The sequence below is a fragment of the Psychrobacter jeotgali genome (assembly GCF_904846315.1).
GTDB classification, from domain to species: domain Bacteria; phylum Pseudomonadota; class Gammaproteobacteria; order Pseudomonadales; family Moraxellaceae; genus Psychrobacter; species Psychrobacter jeotgali.
The window spans coordinates 967,043-987,447 of record NZ_CAJHAF010000001.1 but is presented as its reverse complement, the minus strand read 5'-3'; the positions used below and the strand labels follow the sequence as shown (position 1 = coordinate 987,447).

The following is a 20,405-nucleotide window of genomic DNA, read 5'->3' as shown; positions in this document are numbered from 1 at the left end:
TAGTGAGTTGAAAATAAAACGGTTATATAACTTTAAACATATTTGGTTAAATTAAAGTCATAAAAATCATTTACTTAGCAAAACTTATCCTTAGCAATAGGCTTTGCTAAATAAACATGATTCAATAAAAGGGATTCACGAAATAAATAGAAGTGCAGGGTGCGACAAGCAGCACCATTAAGGAAGTTATATCCAATAATTGGTGCGCAAGGCACACCCTACAATCTTTATATCAAAAATTAACGATCTGCAATAGCAGGTACGTCTCTTGGCTCTTCACCGATGTACTCCGCACTTGGGCGAATAATACGGTTATTAGCGCGCTGCTCAAAGACGTGCGCCGCCCAGCCGGTTAGACGTGAGCAGACGAAAATCGGCGTAAACAGCTTGGTTGGAATGCCCATAAAATGATAGGCTGAAGCATGGAAAAAGTCTGCGTTACAGAACAGCTTCTTCTCGCGCCACATGACTTCTTCACAGCGTACTGATACTGGATATAACACGGTATCACCAACATCGTCGGCAAGCTTTTCAGCCCATTCTTTAATGATGACGTTACGTGGATCAGATTCGCTATAAATAGCATGACCAAAGCCCATGATTTTGTCTTTACGCTCAAGCATTGCCATCATCTCTTTTTCAGCTTCGTCAGTCGAGCTAAAGCCTTCAATCATATCCATCGCTGCTTCGTTAGCGCCGCCATGCAAGTGACCGCGTAGTGAGCCGATGGCACCAGTGATACAAGAGTGAATGTCTGATAGGGTCGATGCGCAAACACGCGCGGTAAAAGTTGAGGCGTTAAACTCGTGCTCAGCGTATAAGATAAGCGAGACGTTCATTACTCTTTCGTGCAGCTCGTTTGGTTTTTCACCTTTGAGCAGATGCAAGAAATGACCGCCGATAGTGTCATCATCGGTTTCGGTTTCGATGCGTACGTTATCATGGCTAAAGCGATACCAGTAGTTGATGATCGAGGGGAATACTGCCAGCATACGATCAGTCTTGTCATTTTGCTGATCAAAGTCGGTTTCCATTTCAAGGTTACCGAGCATTGAGCAACCAGTACGCAGGACATCCATAGGATGAGCATCAGCAGGGATACGCTCAAGGACGTCTTTTAGAGGCTGCGGCAGACCGCGTAGTTTTTTGAGTTTGGCTTGATAGGTATCAAGCTCGCTTTGGGTCGGCAAATTGCCATAAAGTAGCAAGTAAGCCACTTCTTCAAAGACACAGTGCTCAGCCAAATCTTTGACATCATAGCCGCGATAAGTCAGACCTGAGCCTGATTTGCCAACGGTTGAAAGTGAGGTTTTGCCTGCGACCTGACCACGTAGTCCTGCGCCTGAGAGTTCTTTCTTTGCTGCCATGATTAAATTCCTTTTGTTGGTAGCGTGGTGGTAACGTTGTTATTCATTAACAAAGCACTATTAATGAACAATTTAGATAAAACTATACGAATTCGGACATATCTAAATCTATATTACAGCGCTCAAATTCAGCATTCATAGGTGCTATCAGTGCTCCCATGGTACTGCCTTCACCTTCAGCACTGGTCAATTGTATATACTTTATAGCAACTGGTGATTTCATAAATGCTTGTATTTGAGCTTGCTGTTCTTTGGTGGGAGCAGATACCGCTCTAGATACCTTTTCTCCGCTCATAATAAGTATTTGCTGATTGCTATAATCTAGCATTTTTTCGCCAGCATCAGAGGTATAAAAATCCTCCAGCTCTTGTATCTCGTCCTCAGAGAACTGCTCTCTATAAAAACTTTGTAGCTCGGCACGACCCAAATTCTTATCTCGTGCTTCAAGACAAGATTTTTGCTCATCACTTAAGCTGCTACTATTAATAAGTGGGGTAAAAAAAGCATCATTTAAGCCCTCTAATGCGATGTCGGTAATCACTAAATCTTCTGCTCCACGGCTGCTATTCTGCTCACAGCCGCTCATCAGTATGACTACGCCTAGCATGCTGCCAAGCAATGAGAGTGGCAGAGTTGATACTTTTGATAAAACAGCTTTGGATAAAACCGACATAAATATCCTAAAAATAAAGTAAAGAGGCAAAGAGAGCTGTTTGCTTTTTACTTATTGTCAGCAAAAAGTTTATCGAGCGTTTGCTCAAACTCATGATAGTTTAAGAAGTCATACAACTCCATACGGGTTTGCATAGTGTCAACGACATTCTCTTGGGTGCCATCATCTAAGATATGCTGATAAACGTTGAGCGCCGCTTTATTCATGGCACGGAAGGCGGATAGAGGATAGAGCACCATATCAACGCCTACACCGTATAACTGCTCAGTAGTATAAAGGTCAGTTTGACCAAATTCGGTCATGTTTGCTAGTACCGGAATATCGAGCACATCGGTAAATTTACGATACATCTTAATATCAGTCAATGCTTCAGCGAAGATCATATCGGCGCCGGCTTCTTGAAAAGCAACTGCGCGTTCAACCGCAGCGTCAAGGCCTTCGACAGATAGAGCGTCCGTACGCGCCATAACTACAAAGTCAGGATCAGTTTTGGCATCTAGGGCGGCTTTTAGGCGATCTACCATCTCGGAGATACTAACAATTTCTTTATTAGGGCGATGACCACAGCGCTTTTGCGCCACTTGGTCTTCGATATGCACAGCAGCAACACCCGCTTTTTCCATTTTTCTAATGGTCTGGGCGATATTAAAAGCGCCACCAAAGCCGGTATCGATATCCACTAATAAAGGCGTTTCAACTGCGTCAGTAATACGGCGGGCATCTTCTAAGACGTTATCAAGGCTAGTCATACCTAGATCGGGTAGACCAAAAGAGGCATTGGCTACTCCAGCACCCGAGAGGTACAAAGCTTGATGACCGACTTGAGTCGCCATCATCGCCGTGTAAGCATTAATAGTGCCGACGATTTGTAGCGGTTGATTATTATCATTTTTTTGTTTCATTGCACTGCGAAAGCGCGCGCCAGCTGATGAGCTCATGTGAGAATCCTTGCATAAAGGGTAGGTCATAGGGGGAAAACTTGGATTTCGATACAATCCTTATTGACTTAGAATATACGCAATCTCCTCAATTTGGAAGGGGTTATTATCTCTATAGTTAAGATGTTTTAAAAATAATTTTAATTTAAATTAATAATATTCATATAATAAATAGTGTTATCTATTAATTAGTAATTTACCATTCTCATTATTCAAAATGATGGAAACCAAAACCTTAGTGGCTGATAGTTTTTACATTTAGTTACATATATTTCATCTTGCCTCTATACAGGCTTTCATTTGTAATTCTGGCTTATATTTCATATCTAATAAAAAACCCTAATAGCTAAGCTAAAAGGGTCTGATTTATCAATATTTAATCGAGCGCTTCGTACTATTTATTTAACCAAAGAAACCCGCAAGATTGGCTAAAAATAATAAGGCAAAAAGGGTCAGGAATATTAATCCAGCAATCGATAGGGCGTTCATACCGGCTGATATCTTTTGATGACCTTTGACCAAAGTATAATTCAACCAACCAAAGATAGGCGCAGAAACAAAGGCTGATATCATAGCGAACTTGAGCATGGCGCCTAGCTGGCCGGTGAAGAAGATAATAATAATGAGCCCGCCGCCGATAGCATAGCTGGTCCAAAAGGCGACTTGTTTTTTGTTAATCTCACTTTCGCCCTTAATTAGGCGCCAGCATTCTGCATTGGCACGCCCATAACCGTCGGCGCAAGTGATGGTGGTGCCAAACATGCACATAAAGGCCACGAAGGCTACCAGCAATCTAGACCATTCGCCAATAGTATTGGTATACATACTGATAAGCTGACCGATGTAGGCGCCGCCAGCGGTTTCGATTTCCTGACCGGAGCCATATTGAACAAAAACACCCAATGCTAAGAAAAATAAAGCCAAAATAGCAGAGACTGAATAACCCACATTGAAATCAAGTAGGCCTTGGCGGTGAGTGGTATGATCCGCTTTTCGCTTGGCAGACGTCCACATAGAGGTAATCGCTGCAAACTCAAGTGGCGCTGGCATCCAGCCCATTAGCGCCACAATAAACCCTAAAGTCGCTAAATTCCAAGGGGAGGTAGCGACAAAGTCTGCGGTCACAACAGTAGGCTTGCCAGCCGCAATAATGACGGCCGCTAATGTGGCTACGGTTAGCGCAATCATAATCCATTTAGTCACGCCATCTAGCAGCTTATAATGACCAGCGATCAAGAATACCCAGCACACCGCCACAATTATCAGCGATAAACTAATCGTTGATAAGCCAATAGAAGCAGGCAACATAAAGCCTAATATCACCGCTGCAATCAAAGACACCGCACCGGTACTAATAACCGCTGATAGTATGGATAAGATAAAGTAAACCCATAAATAGACTTTTGAGCGTTTGGCATAGCCGGCAATCAAACTCTCGCCCGTATCATAAACATAGTCCGTTCCGAAACGGAAAAATGGGTATTTAAAAACGTTGGCAAGGATAATCATAATAGCCAACTGCCAACCGTAAATAGCGCCAGCTTGGGTTGAGGAGATAAGATGCGAGCCGCCAATAGCGGCCGTCGCCATCAAAATACCTGGACCAAAAATTCGCCAACTAAAGCCCTCTTTCGCCTCACTGGCGTCACTGGGATTATTCATTTGTTGTGTGTTCATAACTTCCTCAAAGTCTAACTAATGGCAAGCTAACACGGCCTTGTGATGAGCTGCAGGTAAGCAAATGTAAAGTAGCAGCGCTGACTTTAGCATACCTAAGATTGAGACGATAATGATTATTTTTACTAGGACAGCCAATGAATAGTTGGCTATAGGCTTGATACACTTAAATAAACTGCTGAACTCGGTAAGTAATACCCCGCTGCTCATAAACCTGATAAACAGATCTCAATAAGTCAGGGATTTTGGGATGAATAAAGTCTTTTAGCGTATGCAAATAGACAGGAGAGGTGACATTTTCGTGGATAAGGGGTTGATAGCTTATCTGCTCAGTACGCATAGATTTTAGGCTGGCAGGAACCAAAGTTATGCCTTCGCCCGCTGCAACTAGACCCAGTGCCACTTGTAAATCACTGACTTTAGTCGTCATAAGTGGGGTGATACCGTGCTGCGCGAACAGATGTAGCAAGGGTTCAGTAACAGGCTCGGTACTATCTATATCTTTATCCATACCATTTGGGGTTTTTATGATAGTAGCTGCCGTAGTTGATACTGGCAGATGAGTTTGATGGTATAGAATTAATCGGTTATTGGCCAAATCGATTAAGCGTTGCTCCTCATTCTGCGCTAGGGGATGGGCCTTTGGCAGCGCCACTACATAACGTTCGTGACGTAGTAATATCTGCTGTATCCATGGATCTTGATGAGCAAAGCGGCCAAACCCTACGTCAATCTCGCCCGTCTTAAGCGCTTCGATTTGCTGATAAGAGCTGATATCTTTGAGGTTAACCTCAATGTCAGCTTCATTAGCGCCCTGATGCGCGCTGTGTTTAAAGTCGGCGATAATCTCCGGCAATAATCCATAAAGGACCGAGGGTACAAAACCAATATTAAGCGCACTACTGGGCGCAGACATACGCTTGGTCATGTTAGTAATGGTATCAAGCTCTATCAGTAACGCCCGAACTTTGTCATAAAAGAATAAGCCGGCTTCAGTCAGTTGTAATGGGCGATGATAACGATCGATCAGCGCTACATTCATATCAGTTTCCAGCTGCTTAAGTAACCGACTAAGACTAGGCTGCGATAGTCCGGTTATCTTGGCGGCAGCACTGAAGCTTTGTAAATCAGCGACCGCAACAAAAGCATTGAGCTGCTTTAGGTCCATAATTTTTATTCCAACTTTATATCCAATTTTCGATAAGGGCTTTATCGCTGGTATTTTATTATAGCTAGTTGTCTCACGCCTTTGTGAGCTGTATTTAATTAATCAGATTTTAATCAGTTTATGAGTTATTAAGCCGCCTAATACTATAGATAGCAGTCGATTTATAAGGAGGTATCATATATAGTTACAAAATAGTAATATAAAGTAGCATAACGTAACCTTAACGAGTGTTTAAGATTATTCATAAAACTGATTTGGCAGCCTATGAAAGACTCAAATGACCATAATGTTGATTCCATATCCGATCAAATAAAGTCTACTCGTAATAAAACCCGTAGAATGAAAAGTAGTAATAAAATCTATGAGCGCTTTGTTGAGCGCGTCGAAGCTATAGGCCATAAAGAAAAAAGCAGACACCCCGCCAAGGACAAAAGCCTAAATCTAGAAGGATTGCCTATTTGGGATTACTCCAAAACCTCAGATCAAGACTTAAAAAACCAAGATACAGATCAAGGCGAAAATGATTCTATAGAGCAAAATGCGATAAATGATATAACAGAGGATAACAGCTTATCGACAGATATCGATATTGGCTATCAAGGTGAAAGTAATCCCTCTATAAATGCCAGTGGGGTATCACAATCACCATCAGAAGTAGATTTATTCGCTGCAAAGCAAGATAAACAGAAGAGTAAGTTTAATATTATCAGTCGTAAAAATTTAATTATTAGCAGTATCGTTTTGGTTTTATTCACCGGTGCCATTATGGTGGTAATAGCTAGTGGTAAGTTCTCTTATTTAAATAACTCGGCTACTGAGGTTCCAATAATTAATACTGAACCAGCACTTAAAGAAGAGAAGGTCAACCCGCCAGCTGATAGCGATACGGTTAGCACTGATGAGTCAGCGGCGATAGCATCAACAGTATTAGATTCAGTAGCAAAGTTGGAGCTAACAATATCAGACAACCATTTAGATATAGAGGATACGACGGGAACTATAATAAAAAAGGAAGGAGCTGTAATCGAAAATGAAGTAGTAGAAAACGCCAACCCTGATCAAAACCTAGAAGCGCCAACAACTCCTGACAAGGAGAAAGACCAAACTATCGGTATCAGTATTGAAGACTTTAAACAAGAGTCGCAAAGTACTTTATATCGAGAATAACGATATTTTTTAATAAAAGTCCGTTATAATCGCAATGCGAAAAACAATTGTCTGGTATATATATGAAAGATTTCTTAAAAAAGAAGCAAAATAATCCTATTGAACTAAATCATTCAGACCCTTCTAACTATTACTCCGCTCCAACCACCACTGTATTTTCAGCCGACCAGCTCAATAATAACCACTACAATAGCAGCCGTTGGTACTCCTTAGAAGGCCGAGTAGGGCGTATTCAATACTTAGCTATTAGTATGATTTGGGGATTGCTGGCTTTTGTAATAGTATTTATCCTGATGGCTTTGAGTGGCGTATTTGGTAATAGCGTGAATAGCTCATCGCTGCTACTGGTCTATATCGTTATTATTCCTATGTCTATCTACACCTCTATTTTATTACCGCGTAGGCGCTTGCATGATTTGGACAAGTCGGGCTGGCTGATACTAATCACCTTTATCCCTTTGGTTAATTTACTGTTTTATCTATACTTGATTTTTGCGCGTGGTGATGAGGGTATTAATAGATTTGGGCTGCCGCCAGCCCCTTATACCAAAGGTCAGTTTTGGCTGGCAATGCTCATTCCTATTTTCTTTGTACTGGGCATTCTAGGCTCGCTTTTATTGCCAAGCCTGCTACCAAGCTATGTAGATGAAAGTCTGGTAGAAACTCAAATTACTCTAGATGATGCACAAGCACAGATTGAAAGGGCGAAAAACGATGCTGCTGATAACCTAGTAACGTCTTCCACTGAAAGCGCAGCGGATACTCCTACGACTACTGATGATAATGTGGTTAATCAACAGCCGCTCTCGACAAGTGCTTTAACTTATGAAGAGTTTGTAACGATAGCAGAAACGCCTTTGTTCTATGAAACTAATGAATGATACTTGTACGATACCAAGTGATGCGCAGATTGACAATATTGCTAAGCACCCAACCCCTGAAGGTTTGCTACTGACTCTGATGCCAGCGGGGCTTACCCCAAGGTTATCAGCGTGGTTGATTGATTTCCTTATTCGGGCGGTCATTATTATCATTGTCGGTAGCATCAGCGCCTTTTTTGGTACGGCGGGTACGGGTATCATTGCTATTGCTTATTTTTTGATTACGTGGCTCTATCCGGTATATTTTGAGGTGTATCGCCGCGGTATGACCCCGGGTAAAAAAAGACAGGGCATCTACGTCTGTCATGATGATGGGACGCCCATTTCTCTTACCTCCTCGCTGACCCGTAACTTATTACGAGTGGCGGACTTTTTGCCCTTTGGTTTTGCCGCCGGTATCTTAACTATTATGTTTACCAAGCGCTCGCAGCGCCTAGGCGATATCGTTGCAGGCACGCTGGTGGTTTATGAGCAAAAGGATAACTTGAGCAAGTTGTATAGAAGTATCTATGGGTCGTTTGCGACGCCTGAGAATCCAGCAAACTTAAATGCTCAAAGCCATAAACCTCTAAGCAACAATAATACTCAAAGTAACCATATTCAAAGCCATCATACTCAAAGTCATTCTAATAACTTTTCTGCTACTGGCCCTGCTGCCGCTACTTTTGATTCGGCATCTGCACTGTTTTTTTATCCGCTACTACTCAATGAGCAACAAGCCTTGGTTGCTTATACTGAACGTGTTGGATTTTTGTCCGAGGCGCGCCAGCAAGAGATTGCCAGCGTGCTCACTCCACTGATAACCACAACAGTGCAAAGCCCTGCGGCGCAAAAAGTAGCCGTGCAGCAAGCCGTGCTACAAAAAGCTAGGATGATTCAGGGTCAGCCGCTTGATAGTGAAGCGACTACTGCTATGCACTCTCAACACTCCGAGCATTCTCAAAAAGGGAGGCGCTCATGAAGCAGCAGCACTTTGAAAGCCAGCATAGCGCGACTTGGACTCGGCTATCTGAGTTGTTAGCGCAATTGGAGAGTCGTAAAGACAAGAGCTGTAAAGGCAAAAATAGTAAGAAGCGTTCTAAAACCGCAGATTTGAATAACGCCTCTAACACGGCACTTAACCCATCGTTTAACGACAATAACGCCTCAGGCTATGAATTTGTCAGTCTATACCGCATCACCTGCCAGCATTATGCCTTAGCAAAACAGCGCCACTATAGCCCGCAGCTGGTGCACTATCTGCATGAGCTGGTTATCAAAGGTCACCGTCATCTATATCAGCGGGATAGTCATCTGTTGACCCGCATCTATCGATTTTTTAGCTATACCTTTCCGGTACGACTGCGCCTGCATGCCAATCTGTTTTGGCTGAGTCTGGCGTTCTTTTTGTTGCCAGCGATTTTGATGGGCTGGGCAAGCTTTGAGCAATCAGACATGCTCTATAGCGTCATGCCAGCCGAGCAAGTGTATCAGATGGAGGAGATGTACAATCCTGCCAATGAGATGGTCGGACGCGATAGCGAGAGACGCTCAGACACTGATATTGCGATGTTTGGCTATTATATTATGAATAATGTCGGCATTGATTTTCGTATTTATGGTATGGGCCTATTCGCCGGTATCGGTACGCTACTTAGCCTGTTATACAATGGGGTGGTCATCGGCGGCGTGGCTGGGCATTTATCAGGCGTGGGCTTTGGTGAGACCTTTTGGCCCTTTGTCGTAGGACACGGCTCCTTTGAGCTGACCGCAGCGGTGATTAGCGGCGCGGCGGGGCTGCGGCTAGCGCAGTCGCTATTTATGCCCGGCAACTATCGGCGTATCGATGCCTTTAAAATCGCTGGCAAGCAAAGTATTGAGCTGCTTATTGGCGCGGCAACTATGACCTTTATAGCCGCCTTTATCGAGGCTTTTTGGTCGTCATCACCCTTGATACCAGACCTAGTCAAATATATCGTAGCCGCCTTATTATGGGCAATGGTCATCGGCTATCTATGCCTAGCAGGCAGACGAGAGTTTGGTGCTGCAACAGCAGTAGAGTCCGAAACTGATAAAACTGATAAAGCAGAAGTCGTTACGCAAAGTTTAGAGAGGCGCTCATGAATATAGATAGCATGAAAGTGGCTATTCGGCCGATGAGCACCGCGCAAGCTTTGGATTTAGGGATGGCGATGGCGCGGCATTGGTTTGTACCGTTATGGCAGATTTGGCTAGGTATGGCGCTGCCCATTTATGTGCTGTTTTATTTGGGCGGTATGCTGCTTAATATAAATTTTGGTGTGGCGATGGGCGCGTTTGGTGGTTTGGTCTTTTGGTGGCTTAAACCCATTTACGAGAAGCCCATGATTGCTTGGTTAGGACAAGCGTTGTTTACCGAGCCGCCGCCCATCAAGCATACTATTAAGAGCGGCTGGCGCAGTGCTAAATCTTACGGCTTTATCTTGCTATTTAAAAAGCGGCTGTCACTACAAAGGCAGCTTATGTTGCCGATATTAATGCTTGAAAAACCAAGCAAAGCTCAATTTAAAATGCGCTTGTCAATCCTTGCGCGTGGACAAGGCGGCGGGCTTAGCTGGCATACGATTGTATTGGTCAATATTGAGACCATACTGAGCATTGCAGCGGTGATACTGCTATGGCAGCTGATACCTACGGGCATGGTCAAAACAGACACTTTATTTACGATTTTGGAGTATCAAACGCTATGGCTTGAGCTGGCTTGGGGCGCATTGTATTTCTTGGCGGCCAGTATCGTCGCGCCATTTTTTGTAGCGAGCGGTTTTGCTGTTTATTTGACCAAACGCTGTCTACTTGAAGGCTGGGATGTAGAGTTGGTATTTAAGCAGTTGCGCGGGCGTTATCAGGCATCACAAGCTAGCCCTTTAGCGGAGCTGCAAGAGTCCGGTGGACTGGGTCATTTGAATAATTTGGATGGCGTTCAGAACAATACTCAAAGCCAGATTAGCAGCGCTTCTAATACCGCTGAGGGGCAATAGTGATGCGCTTTGATGCTATTATTTTTCCCTTTAATTCTCCTCATCAGTTTTTACTCTTTATTCAAAAGGTTTTTTCTATAAAACGAGTACGCTTAACCTTAACCACTACCTTAATCATTGCCCTTGTCGTGATATTCAATCATGCCAGCTTAGCGGCAACTCCTGATGCGACCGTACCGCCGCTGGTTATATCAGAGAACACCACTATCTCGAGCAGCGAGATACCAAGCGCTGATGGCACTAACACTAACAACGACAATGACAATAAAAATGCAGCGCCCGTCTTCGATAGCGAACAGGGTATAGATGCAAAAGCGGCGATAAAAAATAGCAGCGCTGTACGTCAAGATTTAAGCCGCATCGTCACCAGCGACGTTTATGCCAACATCGATGAGATTAAGTCGTGGGAGGCTATCGAGAAACCTAAGGAAAGCTCGGCTGATGTGACTTGGTTGCGAGAATTACTTAAGTTTATATTTGGTGATGGCTTCAATACTGACGGTTTTATTAATGTATTTTCTTTATTACTAAAAGTATTGCTAGTAGCCACTTTGATAGGGTTTATCATTTGGGTGCTACGCCGAGCAGGTTATCTGGCAGGCTGGGTCAATCCTCTGCGCGCAAATAGCAAACGCCGCACCAGCATTGATAGCAATGTGGCTAGCTATAGCGAGCAAGGATGGGAGCAGCTGCCAGACCATGAGCAGCTGCCAAAAAGGGTCAAACAACTCCTTGCTGAGGATAAGCTGACCCAAGCGGCGTCCCTGCTTTATCGCGGTAGCCTCAGATGGCTTGCTACCACTCAGCAGTTGACTATCAATGTCGCTGCTACTGAAAAACAGTGCCTTGCCCAAATTGAGCAATTGGCGCAAATTGAAGATTTAGCAGTACCCACTGGCCATTCAAACCATTCTAATAGCTCTGTCAATGCTAACAGCGCTATCAATTATGTTAGCCAAATCATCAGCTTATGGATACAGAGCGCTTATGATAAGCGCACTCGAGCGCAGCACGCTGAGCAGCTAAGCGCCCAGCTGGGTGAAAAGGCAGGTATATGGCTTGAGTATCTGCCACCTATATCTGAATACCCTAAAGGCACAGGAGGCGCTGATGTCCAATAAAACCTCAAGCCAGCGCTCATCAAGCAGCTCAAGCAACGACTTTAAACCTGACGGGCGCAGAATCCATATAGCCGGACGTTCAATAAGTCCTTTTTATTTGCTAATGGTACTGGTTATTGTTGCCGGATTTATATGGTCAATTTGGTGGTTTTTGCATAACTTTGAGCGGGTGAGTCGCACCGATTATACCCTTAATCCTCAAGCACAGTACAATCCGTATTACGCCGCTGAGCTACTTATTAACTCGCAGCGTGGTGATGAGGTCGCAACTACGTTACTCGATAGCGACCTAAAAGCCTTGATTGAGGATTTACCTGAGCTTGAGAGTAGCCAATATTCGGGCGCTGGCCCTAGACCTACTTTGATTATCAATAGCATTGGTACTAAGCTTACGCCGGCACGTTTTGATGTGCTCAAATCTTGGATAGAGCAGGGCGGACACCTGATTACCTTTACTGCACAAAGTGCTGATAATGAAGATATGCAAGCGGCACTAAAGCGTTTGGATACGCTACAAGCGCAGAAAGCTAGCCCTGAGACTATCGCTAATGATGAGCGTTTGAGTGAGCTGATGGCGGTATTAGACAGTGGTAATGCATTTTTAAACCAGCTGGGTATCTTTTTAGTCGAGCCAGATGATACGTCATTTGACGGGGTTGATATTGAGGTCTCTGGTGAGATAGAAGCTGAGATTGATAGATTACTTGATGATATTGAAACAGAACAAAATCAGCAACAAGCACTCGAGCAAGCTAAGTCCACGCAAGCATTTGTTAGCCTTACCATAGAGGAGCTGTTACGAGCCCAGCCGTTATCCTTACTGGCTTTAGGTGACGGTCAAGACCAGCTGCGCATGGTCGAGGTAGACCATTATGGCAGTGCGCTTGAGTCTACCTTATTTGAGGCGCTACATCCTGATAGTGAAGCGACTTACCAAGGTTCTGCTCCTAAAGATAAGCAAACGCAGGCTGTTCTTATACGCCGCTATATTAATACTAGCTTAACAGCCTTAAAACAAGCCGCGCCAAACTTTAAATCAAATGAATCAAAAAACGCCCAAATCAAAGATGAAAATGTAGCGAACAATGAAGCAGATGATGAAGACAGCGACATTCTCAAAAGACTGCCTGAACTGCTAACTGCTATGCTGGCATTAGAGGATGATAAGCTAGTAGATTTGTTCTATCCGGCTGATAATATCTACTTGGATACGACTTTTGGTCAAGGGCGCTTAAGCGTTATTAGCGATAGCGAAGCTTTTAGCAATCCCAATCCTAACCTTGAGATGCTTGATATTGCAGAGGCGGGGATGCCAGAAGGGCCAGAAGGGATAGAAAGGGCAGAACAGGAACAGGTCAATACTACAGACGCGCTACCCGTGTCAGCGCTGCATGAGCTGCTAGATTCGGGTTATGTTTTATCCTTGCTTAGCGCCGATAATGCCGCTTGGCTCATCGACTTGACTGCGGACAGTAGCGAGGTGTGGATATTGCCGAATACTGATATTGACCCACTGCCACTAATGCTATGGAAGCAGGCACGTCCAGCGTTATTGGGACTGGGATTATTGGCGGTGTTGTGGCTGTGGTCGCTGTACAATCGCTTTGGCAAAATGGCGCTGCTGCCTACTTCTCAAAGCCGCGATATTATGCGCTATTTTCGCCAAGTCGGCCGCTTTGGCTGGCATCAAGATAATGCCCAAAAGCTCACTCGAGCTACCAAAGACAAAGTGCGTTTATTGATAAATGAGCATCTAAACGACACCGCACAGCCGAATACGGGGAATAGCTCCTCAAACCCTATATCCATTGAAGCGCTACATCATTTGCTTCTTGCTCGCCTGCAAGCCAAAAAGGAGCGCTTAACATTGCCTTTATTAGCGTCCAACGCTGATATAGTTGATATAAATGATACCCGTGCTTTGAGTCAGGATAACGATAATAATCTGCTGCTTACTAATGAAGACTTTATCAAAGCGGCGATAACACCTGCCAGATTACGCGCGGCTCTTGGTCAGCAAAGCACTCAAGCGTTTGCTTTTACCCAAGCGACGCAAACGTTATGGACGATACAATGGCTGCTGGAATAAATGGCGTTCAACAAAGTGCTGCTGGTATAAATTTTGCGCAGCCTCTGTCGGCGTAGGCACAGCACGCAAGTAAAATTTGTACCAGCAGCACGTTAACAGTTTTAAAGTCAATCAACTATATAGCACACTACAATCATTACCTTCTTATTTGCACCGACCCTAAGCTTAGGATAACAAAATGACCGACCCAAACCCCAATCTCGATAGCGCCCTTAATAATAGTTTTGATAACAGTCTATCTAACAATTCTAGTACTAATACTACGCCTATGCCTGAAGTTAAAAACGAGACATCAGCAAATCAAACACTATCAGAAGCTGCACCTACCATACATAAGTCAACATCGCCAGAAACGATGCCTAATATCAGTGCTGAAACGTGGCAAATGGCGGCAAAGCAAGCTCATGCGCTCATGGATGCGGTTGGGCGTAGCGTCATTGGTCAACGTGATATTATCGAGCAGCTATGTATCTGCCTTATCGCTGGCGGGCATGCGCTTATTGAAGGATTGCCGGGGCTTGGCAAGACCTTAATGGTCAAAGCCTATGCCAAAGCAATCGGCGGCATCTACCATCGAGTACAGTTTACCCCTGACTTGATGCCGGCTGATATCACCGGTCATACCTTATATGATATACAAACGGGTGAGTGGAAAGTGCGCCGTGGGCCGGTGTTTTGTAACCTGCTTTTGGCTGATGAAATCAATCGCGCTTCTGCCAAGACCCAAGCGGCGCTACTTGAAGTCATGCAAGAACAGCAAGTGACGATTGAGGGTACAACTTATGATGTCGCTGACCCTTTTATCACTATCGCTACCCAAAATCCCCTTGACCACGAAGGCACTTATCCGCTGCCCGAGGCGCAGCTGGATAGGTTTTTGTTTAATATCCTGATTGATTATCCTACTGAAGACAACGAAGCGCTGATGCTAAAAACGGTACTCAATGGCAATATTGGCGCAACGCTTGATTTATCCGCTGTGCCGCAAGTCATGAGCCCTGAGCGCCTTATCAAATTACAAAAGCTGGCGGCAGTAGTCAGCTTAGATGACAGAGTGGTGAGCTATGCCTTGCAAATTACCCGTATGACCCGCCAGCATCAAGGCATTAGCATAGGGGCAGGGCCGCGAGGGAGCATTGCACTATTACGCGCCGCAAGAGCCAAAGCCCTGATAAATGGGCGACATTATGTGACTCCTGACGATATTGTCAGTGTGGCAGGGGCGGTACTACGCCACCGTATTACCTTAAGTCCGGATTATCAGATTGAAGGCGTACGGAGCGAGCAAGTCATACAGCAAGTGGTGTCTTCAGTGGCAGCGCCGAGGCAATGAAAATATTGCAGTGCTGCTGGAATGAATTTTGCGCAGCCTCTGTGAATACAGCACGCAAGTAAAATTTATACCAGTAGCACTTGGCAAAAAAAGAGAAAACAATGAATCAAGCGCACGCTCAACACACGCCATCTTCTCAAATTCAAGTTCAGCCCAAACTTAGCTTTTGGCAACGACTGCGCCAGTTTCAGCCCAGCACTAAACTGGTGAAAATAGTGCTCCTTTGGTGGCTTGTGCTAGTGGTAGCGACTGCACTTGATATGACCTCAGGTTTTGGCAGTTCTGCGTTAGAGTCTGTCTCAAACCTTTTATATTATCTGTGCGCTCTAGCCTTGGTAGTATTGGTAATCGCATGCGTGCTAGATATTATAATGCTTATTGCTATAAGTCAGGCATCAAGCTATCAGGTTAGCCGCAAGTTCCCCAGTAATGTGCCCATTTATCATGAGATAGATATTGAGGTTTCACTCAGCTTTTCTGGCGCTTCATTTAAACCTTTTAATAAGCTTGGATTCATAAAAAGTATCCGTTTAGAGTTTTATGATGATTATCCTAATCATTTAACCTTGCTAGATGCGATGTCAATTGCCTTTGATATGCCGCTATTGACGCCTTCAGCAAACTCTATAGAAAATACTATAGAAAACCAGCCAACTAGCACACCAACTACCGCGCCAAATAATCAAGCCAATACGATAACCATTTGCTATCCAGTGCTGCCATCTGAGCGCGGTACGGGCTATTTTGGTGACAGTTATTTACGAATAGCATCGCCCATGCGCTTGTGGCGACGTGCTTTAATCATACCAGCAAATGATACTTCTACTGTCCATTCATTTCATGGTTCCAATTATCAATCTAATGATAAACCTAAGTCTTCTTCAACTATTACCCAGCCAGCCCATTCAGCGCAATACCTACGAGTATTGGCTGATTTTTCAGGACTACTTAACAATCAGTTGTCGGTTATCTTTGAAAAAAGCCGCCAAGCTGGCGTGCAAGCGCTGACTAAAGAGGGGCAGGGCAGCGACTTTTTAGACCTTCGTGAATACAGTGCTGGTGATGCGATTCGCCAAATCGACTGGAAAGCCAGCTCGCGTCTGCGCAAGCTTATGAGTAAGTCCTATGAGGATGATAACGACCAAGACTTAGTATTCTTGTTAGATTGCGGCGAGCAAATGCGCCATCAAGATGTGTATCATGATGAAAGTGCTATTGATGAAACTATTAACAATGAAGGTTTAGATAGTATTGAGATTGCCCGTTATGGACGCTACTTTGATAAAGTGCTTAATGCCGTGCTGCTGCTGGCTTATATTGCCAATAAGCAAAGCGACCGCGTGGGACTGATGACTTTTGGCGGTATTGAGGTTTTTTTACCGCCCAAAAAAGGCAGTACTCTGATTCGTGACCTGCTCAACGAAACCGCTGACATCAAACCGACCATGCAAACCGGCGACTATCTGATGGCAGCACAAGACTTGATGAAGAAGCTTAAAAAGCGCAGCATTATTGTGCTCATTACCAATACCCGTGCCGAGGCATCGGATGAGCTTATCCAAGCGGTGAACCTGCTCTCAAAGCGTCATAACGTGGTATTTGCCAATCTGATGGAGCAAGCTATATATGAGCGCTTATACGGTGATGTCATACCAGAGAATATGGATGATGCGCTGCTATATCATGCCTTGGTCGACTATCAACAGTCGCGCCAGCAGCTCCAGCAAAGGCTTAGTAAGCAAACCGGAGCCTTGTGTTTGCAAACGATGGCCAATCAGTTGCCAACGGTGTTAATTCAAGCGTATTTGTCGCTCAGTCGGCGCTGATTATAGCGAATCTACAATAATTTAGATTTTCTCATCTTATAATGCTAAGTTGACATAATATCTTCATAATGGAATACCAATGAAAACTATAGATAGCATAGATAGCAACAGTATAGATAATAGCCAATCAAAGATAGAGATATATCAAGCGGATGATGGGCAAACAGCGATAGAGATTCGTCTAGAGCACGATACTTTATGGCTTTCGCAAGCTCAGTTAGCGGTATTGTTTGAAAAAGATACGGATACTATCAGTTTACACCTAAAAAACATCTATAACGAAGGTGAGCTTGACCAAGAAGCAACTACCGAGGAATCCTCGGTAGTTCGACAAGAAGGTAAACGCCAAGTACGGCGTAACATTCGTTTTTATAATTTGGATGCCATTATCTCAGTAGGTTATCGGGTTAATTCGAAAAAAGGCACGCAGTTTCGTATTTGGGCAACCCAGCGCCTACGCGAATACCTTATTCAAGGCTACACGCTAAACCAGCAACGATTTGATAAAAACTCTAGCGAATTGCAGCAAGCGTTGGCTTTGATTAAAAAGACTGCCCAAAGTCCTGAGTTAAAGACTGACGAAGGGCGCGGACTGATTGAAATTATCAGTCGTTATACCCAAACCTTTTTATGGCTGCAACGCTATGACGAAGGACTACTTGATGACCCTGCAGGGCAGGCTGGTGGTACTTTGCCGACCACCGATGAGGCTATGAGCGCATTAAATGACCTAAAAGCACAGCTTATATCTCGCGGCGAAGCAACTGAGCTATTTGCCAGACCTCGCGGTGACGGTTTAGATAGCGTGCTGGGCAACTTGCAGCAAACGGTATTTGGCGAGCCTGCGTATCCAACGATTGAGAGTAAAGCGGCGCACTTATTATATTTTATGGTCAAGAACCATCCCTTTACGGATGGCAATAAACGCAGCGGCGCTTTTTTGTTTGTCGATTTTTTGCATCGTAACGGCAGATTGCTCAATGATGAGGGCGATATGGTCATCAATAATACCGGACTTGCTGCCTTAACTTTGCTAGTAGCAGAGTCAGACCCCAATCAAAAAGAGACGCTAATTAAACTGATTATGAATATGTTATCACTTGAGAGTTAAAAGGATAGGGTATCATCAAGCACTCAAGCATCTGAGAAATTCAAAGCAATGAGTCTAAGTTTTGACAACTCAGACTTTAAACTAGCATACAGCACAGCACTAAATAGCGTCTATTTAACATAATATACATTATACGAAAACAAACTAACGGCTTTTAGAGAATTCAAGAATAGAATCTTAAACCAAATATTACATATCCTCCATATAATATCTGCTACTTTAATAGCTATGCGCTTATATAAGCATCTTTAATATTAAGGATATTATTATGGTGTCGTCATCTATTTTTGATAAACCTAAATCACACTTATACCGATTATCTGCTACTGGATGTCTTGTAGCTGCGCTAGCGGTTACCGGCTGTCAATCTTCTGCTGAAAATAACGCGGTTATCTCTAGCCAGCAAAATAATAACTCATCGACGCCAATTGCCTCCGATATCAGTCAACAAACTATCACCCAGCAAGCTTCACGTATTCAACGCGCATTAGCTAATAACGATTATGCTCGAATCGTTAAAGATATTCATCCAACACGTGGTGTCCGTTTCTCAATGTACGCTTACGTGCGTCCTGAGTCTGACAAAGTCTTTACCCGTGCTCAATTTGCGCAATACTTGCAAGAGCCCAAAATTCGCTTCACTTGGGGTGCTTTAGATGGTACTGGCGAGCCATTAGTCATACCGCTACCTGAATATCTCGACACTTGGGTTGATGCTAGCACCTTTAATGAATCGACGCCTAGTATCAATGAGTTCAAGCACAGCGGTAATATGATTAATAATATTAATAAAATATACCAAAATTCTGATTTTGTTGAGTTTTATTATAAAGGCACGGAAGAATATGCTGGGATGGATTGGCGCATTATGCGTCTAGTATTCGATGAGTATCAAGGTCAACGTTACTTAGTTGCTATTGTTAATGAACAATGGACGACTTAACTTACTGTTTTATATAAAAAAAATGGTGACGCACTACCCTTTCTGCTTATAATTATTAGATGTTTGGTGCGCTGGGCGCACCCTACAAAAACCTTCTAAAACTCAAGTAAGTTATTGGTTATAAAGTTTTTTTAATAAATAATTATTATAGTGGATCTTGCCGAAAAAACTTCACCATAACGTCATAAATGTCAGGATAAGCATCAATCAGCTTTTGCGGGGTCTCAAAAAACACCTCACTCAATACCGCAAAGAATTCCGCCGGATTGGTTGCACCATAGCGATCAAGACCGGACTTACGATGTTGTTGAAAGTCTTCAAAATCACGGGTCATAATCTCAGTCCAGCGCGTAGGATCCATATCAGGCTGCATCGGCGGAAAACCATTGGCACTACCGTTGAGCATATCAAGCTTGTGCACGAACTCATGAATGACCACATTATGACCATCGCGCTCGCCTGAGTGTTTAGCATCCTTCCACGACAAGACTACCGGCCCGCGCTGCCATGCCTCGCCGCTACGATGCTGCTGACCTTCATGCACAATGCCGAATTCGTCCATGGTTTTGGTCTCGCTTTTATAAGAACCCGGATAAATGATGATCGAAGACCAGCCTTTATACCACTCAAGTCCTAGATTTAGAATCGGCAAACAGGCCTGCAAAGCAATAGATAGCCTTACTCTATCGGTAATCTCAAAACCTTGTGCCCCGTTGATGGACTTCTCATCTAAGAATAGAGTTGCCAATTCAAATAGGCGATTTAGCTCATCCTTGCTCAGTCTGTCTAATATCACAATGCGCTTAGCCGCTTGCATCCAATCCGCTTGAGTAAATTCGCTATTATCTAATATGCGCTGCTCGCGCCAGTCTTTTATTATGTTGAACATGGTTTTCCTTAATATTAGCGTTTATACCTTATTTCTCACTATTATAGAGCTATGTGTAGGATGGATGCCACGCATCGATTGTTAAGTTAACTTTGTTAAGATGCGATTCTGCCACTTCTTATTTTCCTCGCTAGAACCTTTTAATAATACAACTTTAATAACACAGAAGACTAAACCTCTGTTGTTTATTACCCCCTAGACGCGCTATAGTCAATATAAGATACAG

Annotated in this window: 17 protein-coding genes; 11 read left to right on the top strand and 6 right to left on the bottom strand. The window is 43.8% G+C overall.

The window, feature by feature from the left end; translation table 11 throughout:
* Positions 1–239: 239 nt before the first annotated feature.
* The 5 genes from prpC to JMX18_RS04005 form a co-directional block, all read right to left on the bottom strand.
* Entirely contained in the window at positions 240–1,367 is a 1,128-nt protein-coding gene (prpC, locus tag JMX18_RS04025) for a bifunctional 2-methylcitrate synthase/citrate synthase (RefSeq protein ID WP_201584637.1), read from the bottom strand.
* A gap of 82 nt (positions 1,368–1,449) precedes the next feature.
* Complete coding sequence (locus JMX18_RS04020) at positions 1,450–2,040, bottom strand: DUF2059 domain-containing protein (RefSeq protein ID WP_201584632.1); 591 nt, start codon at positions 2,038–2,040, stop codon at positions 1,450–1,452.
* Positions 2,041–2,087: 47 nt separating this feature from the next.
* Positions 2,088–2,978, bottom strand: a complete 891-nt coding sequence (gene prpB / locus JMX18_RS04015) for a methylisocitrate lyase (RefSeq protein WP_201584629.1) — start codon at positions 2,976–2,978, stop codon at positions 2,088–2,090.
* A 402-nt stretch (positions 2,979–3,380) separates the two neighbouring features.
* A complete protein-coding gene (locus JMX18_RS04010) occupies positions 3,381–4,655 on the bottom strand; it encodes an NRAMP family divalent metal transporter (RefSeq protein ID WP_201584627.1) in 1,275 nt (424 codons plus the stop codon).
* Positions 4,656–4,821: 166 nt separating this feature from the next.
* On the bottom strand, positions 4,822–5,823 hold the full coding sequence (locus tag JMX18_RS04005) for a LysR family transcriptional regulator (protein WP_201584624.1): 1,002 nt from the start codon (positions 5,821–5,823) through the stop codon (positions 4,822–4,824).
* A gap of 264 nt (positions 5,824–6,087) precedes the next feature.
* Here JMX18_RS04005 and JMX18_RS04000 point away from each other — a divergent pair, with 264 nt between their 5' ends.
* The 11 genes from JMX18_RS04000 to JMX18_RS03950 all read left to right on the top strand — a co-directional run bounded on the left by JMX18_RS04000 (position 6,088) and on the right by JMX18_RS03950 (position 19,290).
* On the top strand, positions 6,088–6,990 hold the full coding sequence (locus JMX18_RS04000; RefSeq protein WP_201584621.1) for a hypothetical protein: 903 nt from the start codon (positions 6,088–6,090) through the stop codon (positions 6,988–6,990).
* Positions 6,991–7,052: 62 nt separating this feature from the next.
* Positions 7,053–7,871 carry a DUF805 domain-containing protein gene (locus tag JMX18_RS03995; RefSeq protein WP_201584618.1) on the top strand — a complete coding sequence of 273 codons (819 nt, stop codon included), beginning with the start codon at positions 7,053–7,055 and terminating at the stop codon, positions 7,869–7,871.
* Positions 7,855–8,832, top strand: coding sequence for an RDD family protein (locus JMX18_RS03990; RefSeq protein ID WP_201584615.1), 978 nt, complete (start codon positions 7,855–7,857; stop codon positions 8,830–8,832). Before JMX18_RS03995 ends, JMX18_RS03990 begins: the two co-directional genes overlap by 17 nt.
* Entirely contained in the window at positions 8,829–9,974 is a 1,146-nt protein-coding gene (locus tag JMX18_RS03985) for a stage II sporulation protein M (RefSeq protein WP_201584612.1), read from the top strand. The genes JMX18_RS03990 and JMX18_RS03985 overlap by 4 nt, the downstream gene beginning before the upstream one ends.
* Positions 9,971–10,867 carry a hypothetical protein gene (locus tag JMX18_RS03980; protein WP_201584609.1) on the top strand — a complete coding sequence of 299 codons (897 nt, stop codon included), beginning with the start codon at positions 9,971–9,973 and terminating at the stop codon, positions 10,865–10,867. The genes JMX18_RS03985 and JMX18_RS03980 overlap by 4 nt, the downstream gene beginning before the upstream one ends.
* A gap of 2 nt (positions 10,868–10,869) precedes the next feature.
* A complete protein-coding gene (locus JMX18_RS03975; protein WP_201584606.1) occupies positions 10,870–11,988 on the top strand; it encodes a hypothetical protein in 1,119 nt (372 codons plus the stop codon).
* On the top strand, positions 11,978–14,077 hold the full coding sequence (locus JMX18_RS03970; RefSeq protein WP_201584603.1) for a hypothetical protein: 2,100 nt from the start codon (positions 11,978–11,980) through the stop codon (positions 14,075–14,077). Before JMX18_RS03975 ends, JMX18_RS03970 begins: the two co-directional genes overlap by 11 nt.
* Before the next feature lie 178 nt (positions 14,078–14,255).
* A complete protein-coding gene (locus tag JMX18_RS03965) occupies positions 14,256–15,410 on the top strand; it encodes an AAA family ATPase (RefSeq protein WP_265088810.1) in 1,155 nt (384 codons plus the stop codon).
* A gap of 101 nt (positions 15,411–15,511) precedes the next feature.
* Positions 15,512–17,236, top strand: coding sequence for a DUF58 domain-containing protein (locus JMX18_RS03960; RefSeq protein WP_201584600.1), 1,725 nt, complete (start codon positions 15,512–15,514; stop codon positions 17,234–17,236).
* Between the two features lie 79 nt (positions 17,237–17,315).
* The gene (gene rhuM / locus JMX18_RS03955; RefSeq protein WP_201584597.1) at positions 17,316–18,347 is read left to right on the top strand and encodes a RhuM family protein; all 1,032 of its coding nucleotides are present in this window, start codon (positions 17,316–17,318) and stop codon (positions 18,345–18,347) included.
* 268 nt (positions 18,348–18,615) lie between these two features.
* The gene (locus tag JMX18_RS03950) at positions 18,616–19,290 is read left to right on the top strand and encodes a hypothetical protein (protein ID WP_201584593.1); all 675 of its coding nucleotides are present in this window, start codon (positions 18,616–18,618) and stop codon (positions 19,288–19,290) included.
* A 145-nt stretch (positions 19,291–19,435) separates the two neighbouring features.
* Here JMX18_RS03950 and JMX18_RS03945 read toward each other — a convergent pair whose 3' ends face one another.
* Positions 19,436–20,179 carry a M90 family metallopeptidase gene (locus JMX18_RS03945; protein ID WP_201584590.1) on the bottom strand — a complete coding sequence of 248 codons (744 nt, stop codon included), beginning with the start codon at positions 20,177–20,179 and terminating at the stop codon, positions 19,436–19,438.
* Positions 20,180–20,405 lie beyond the last annotated feature (226 nt).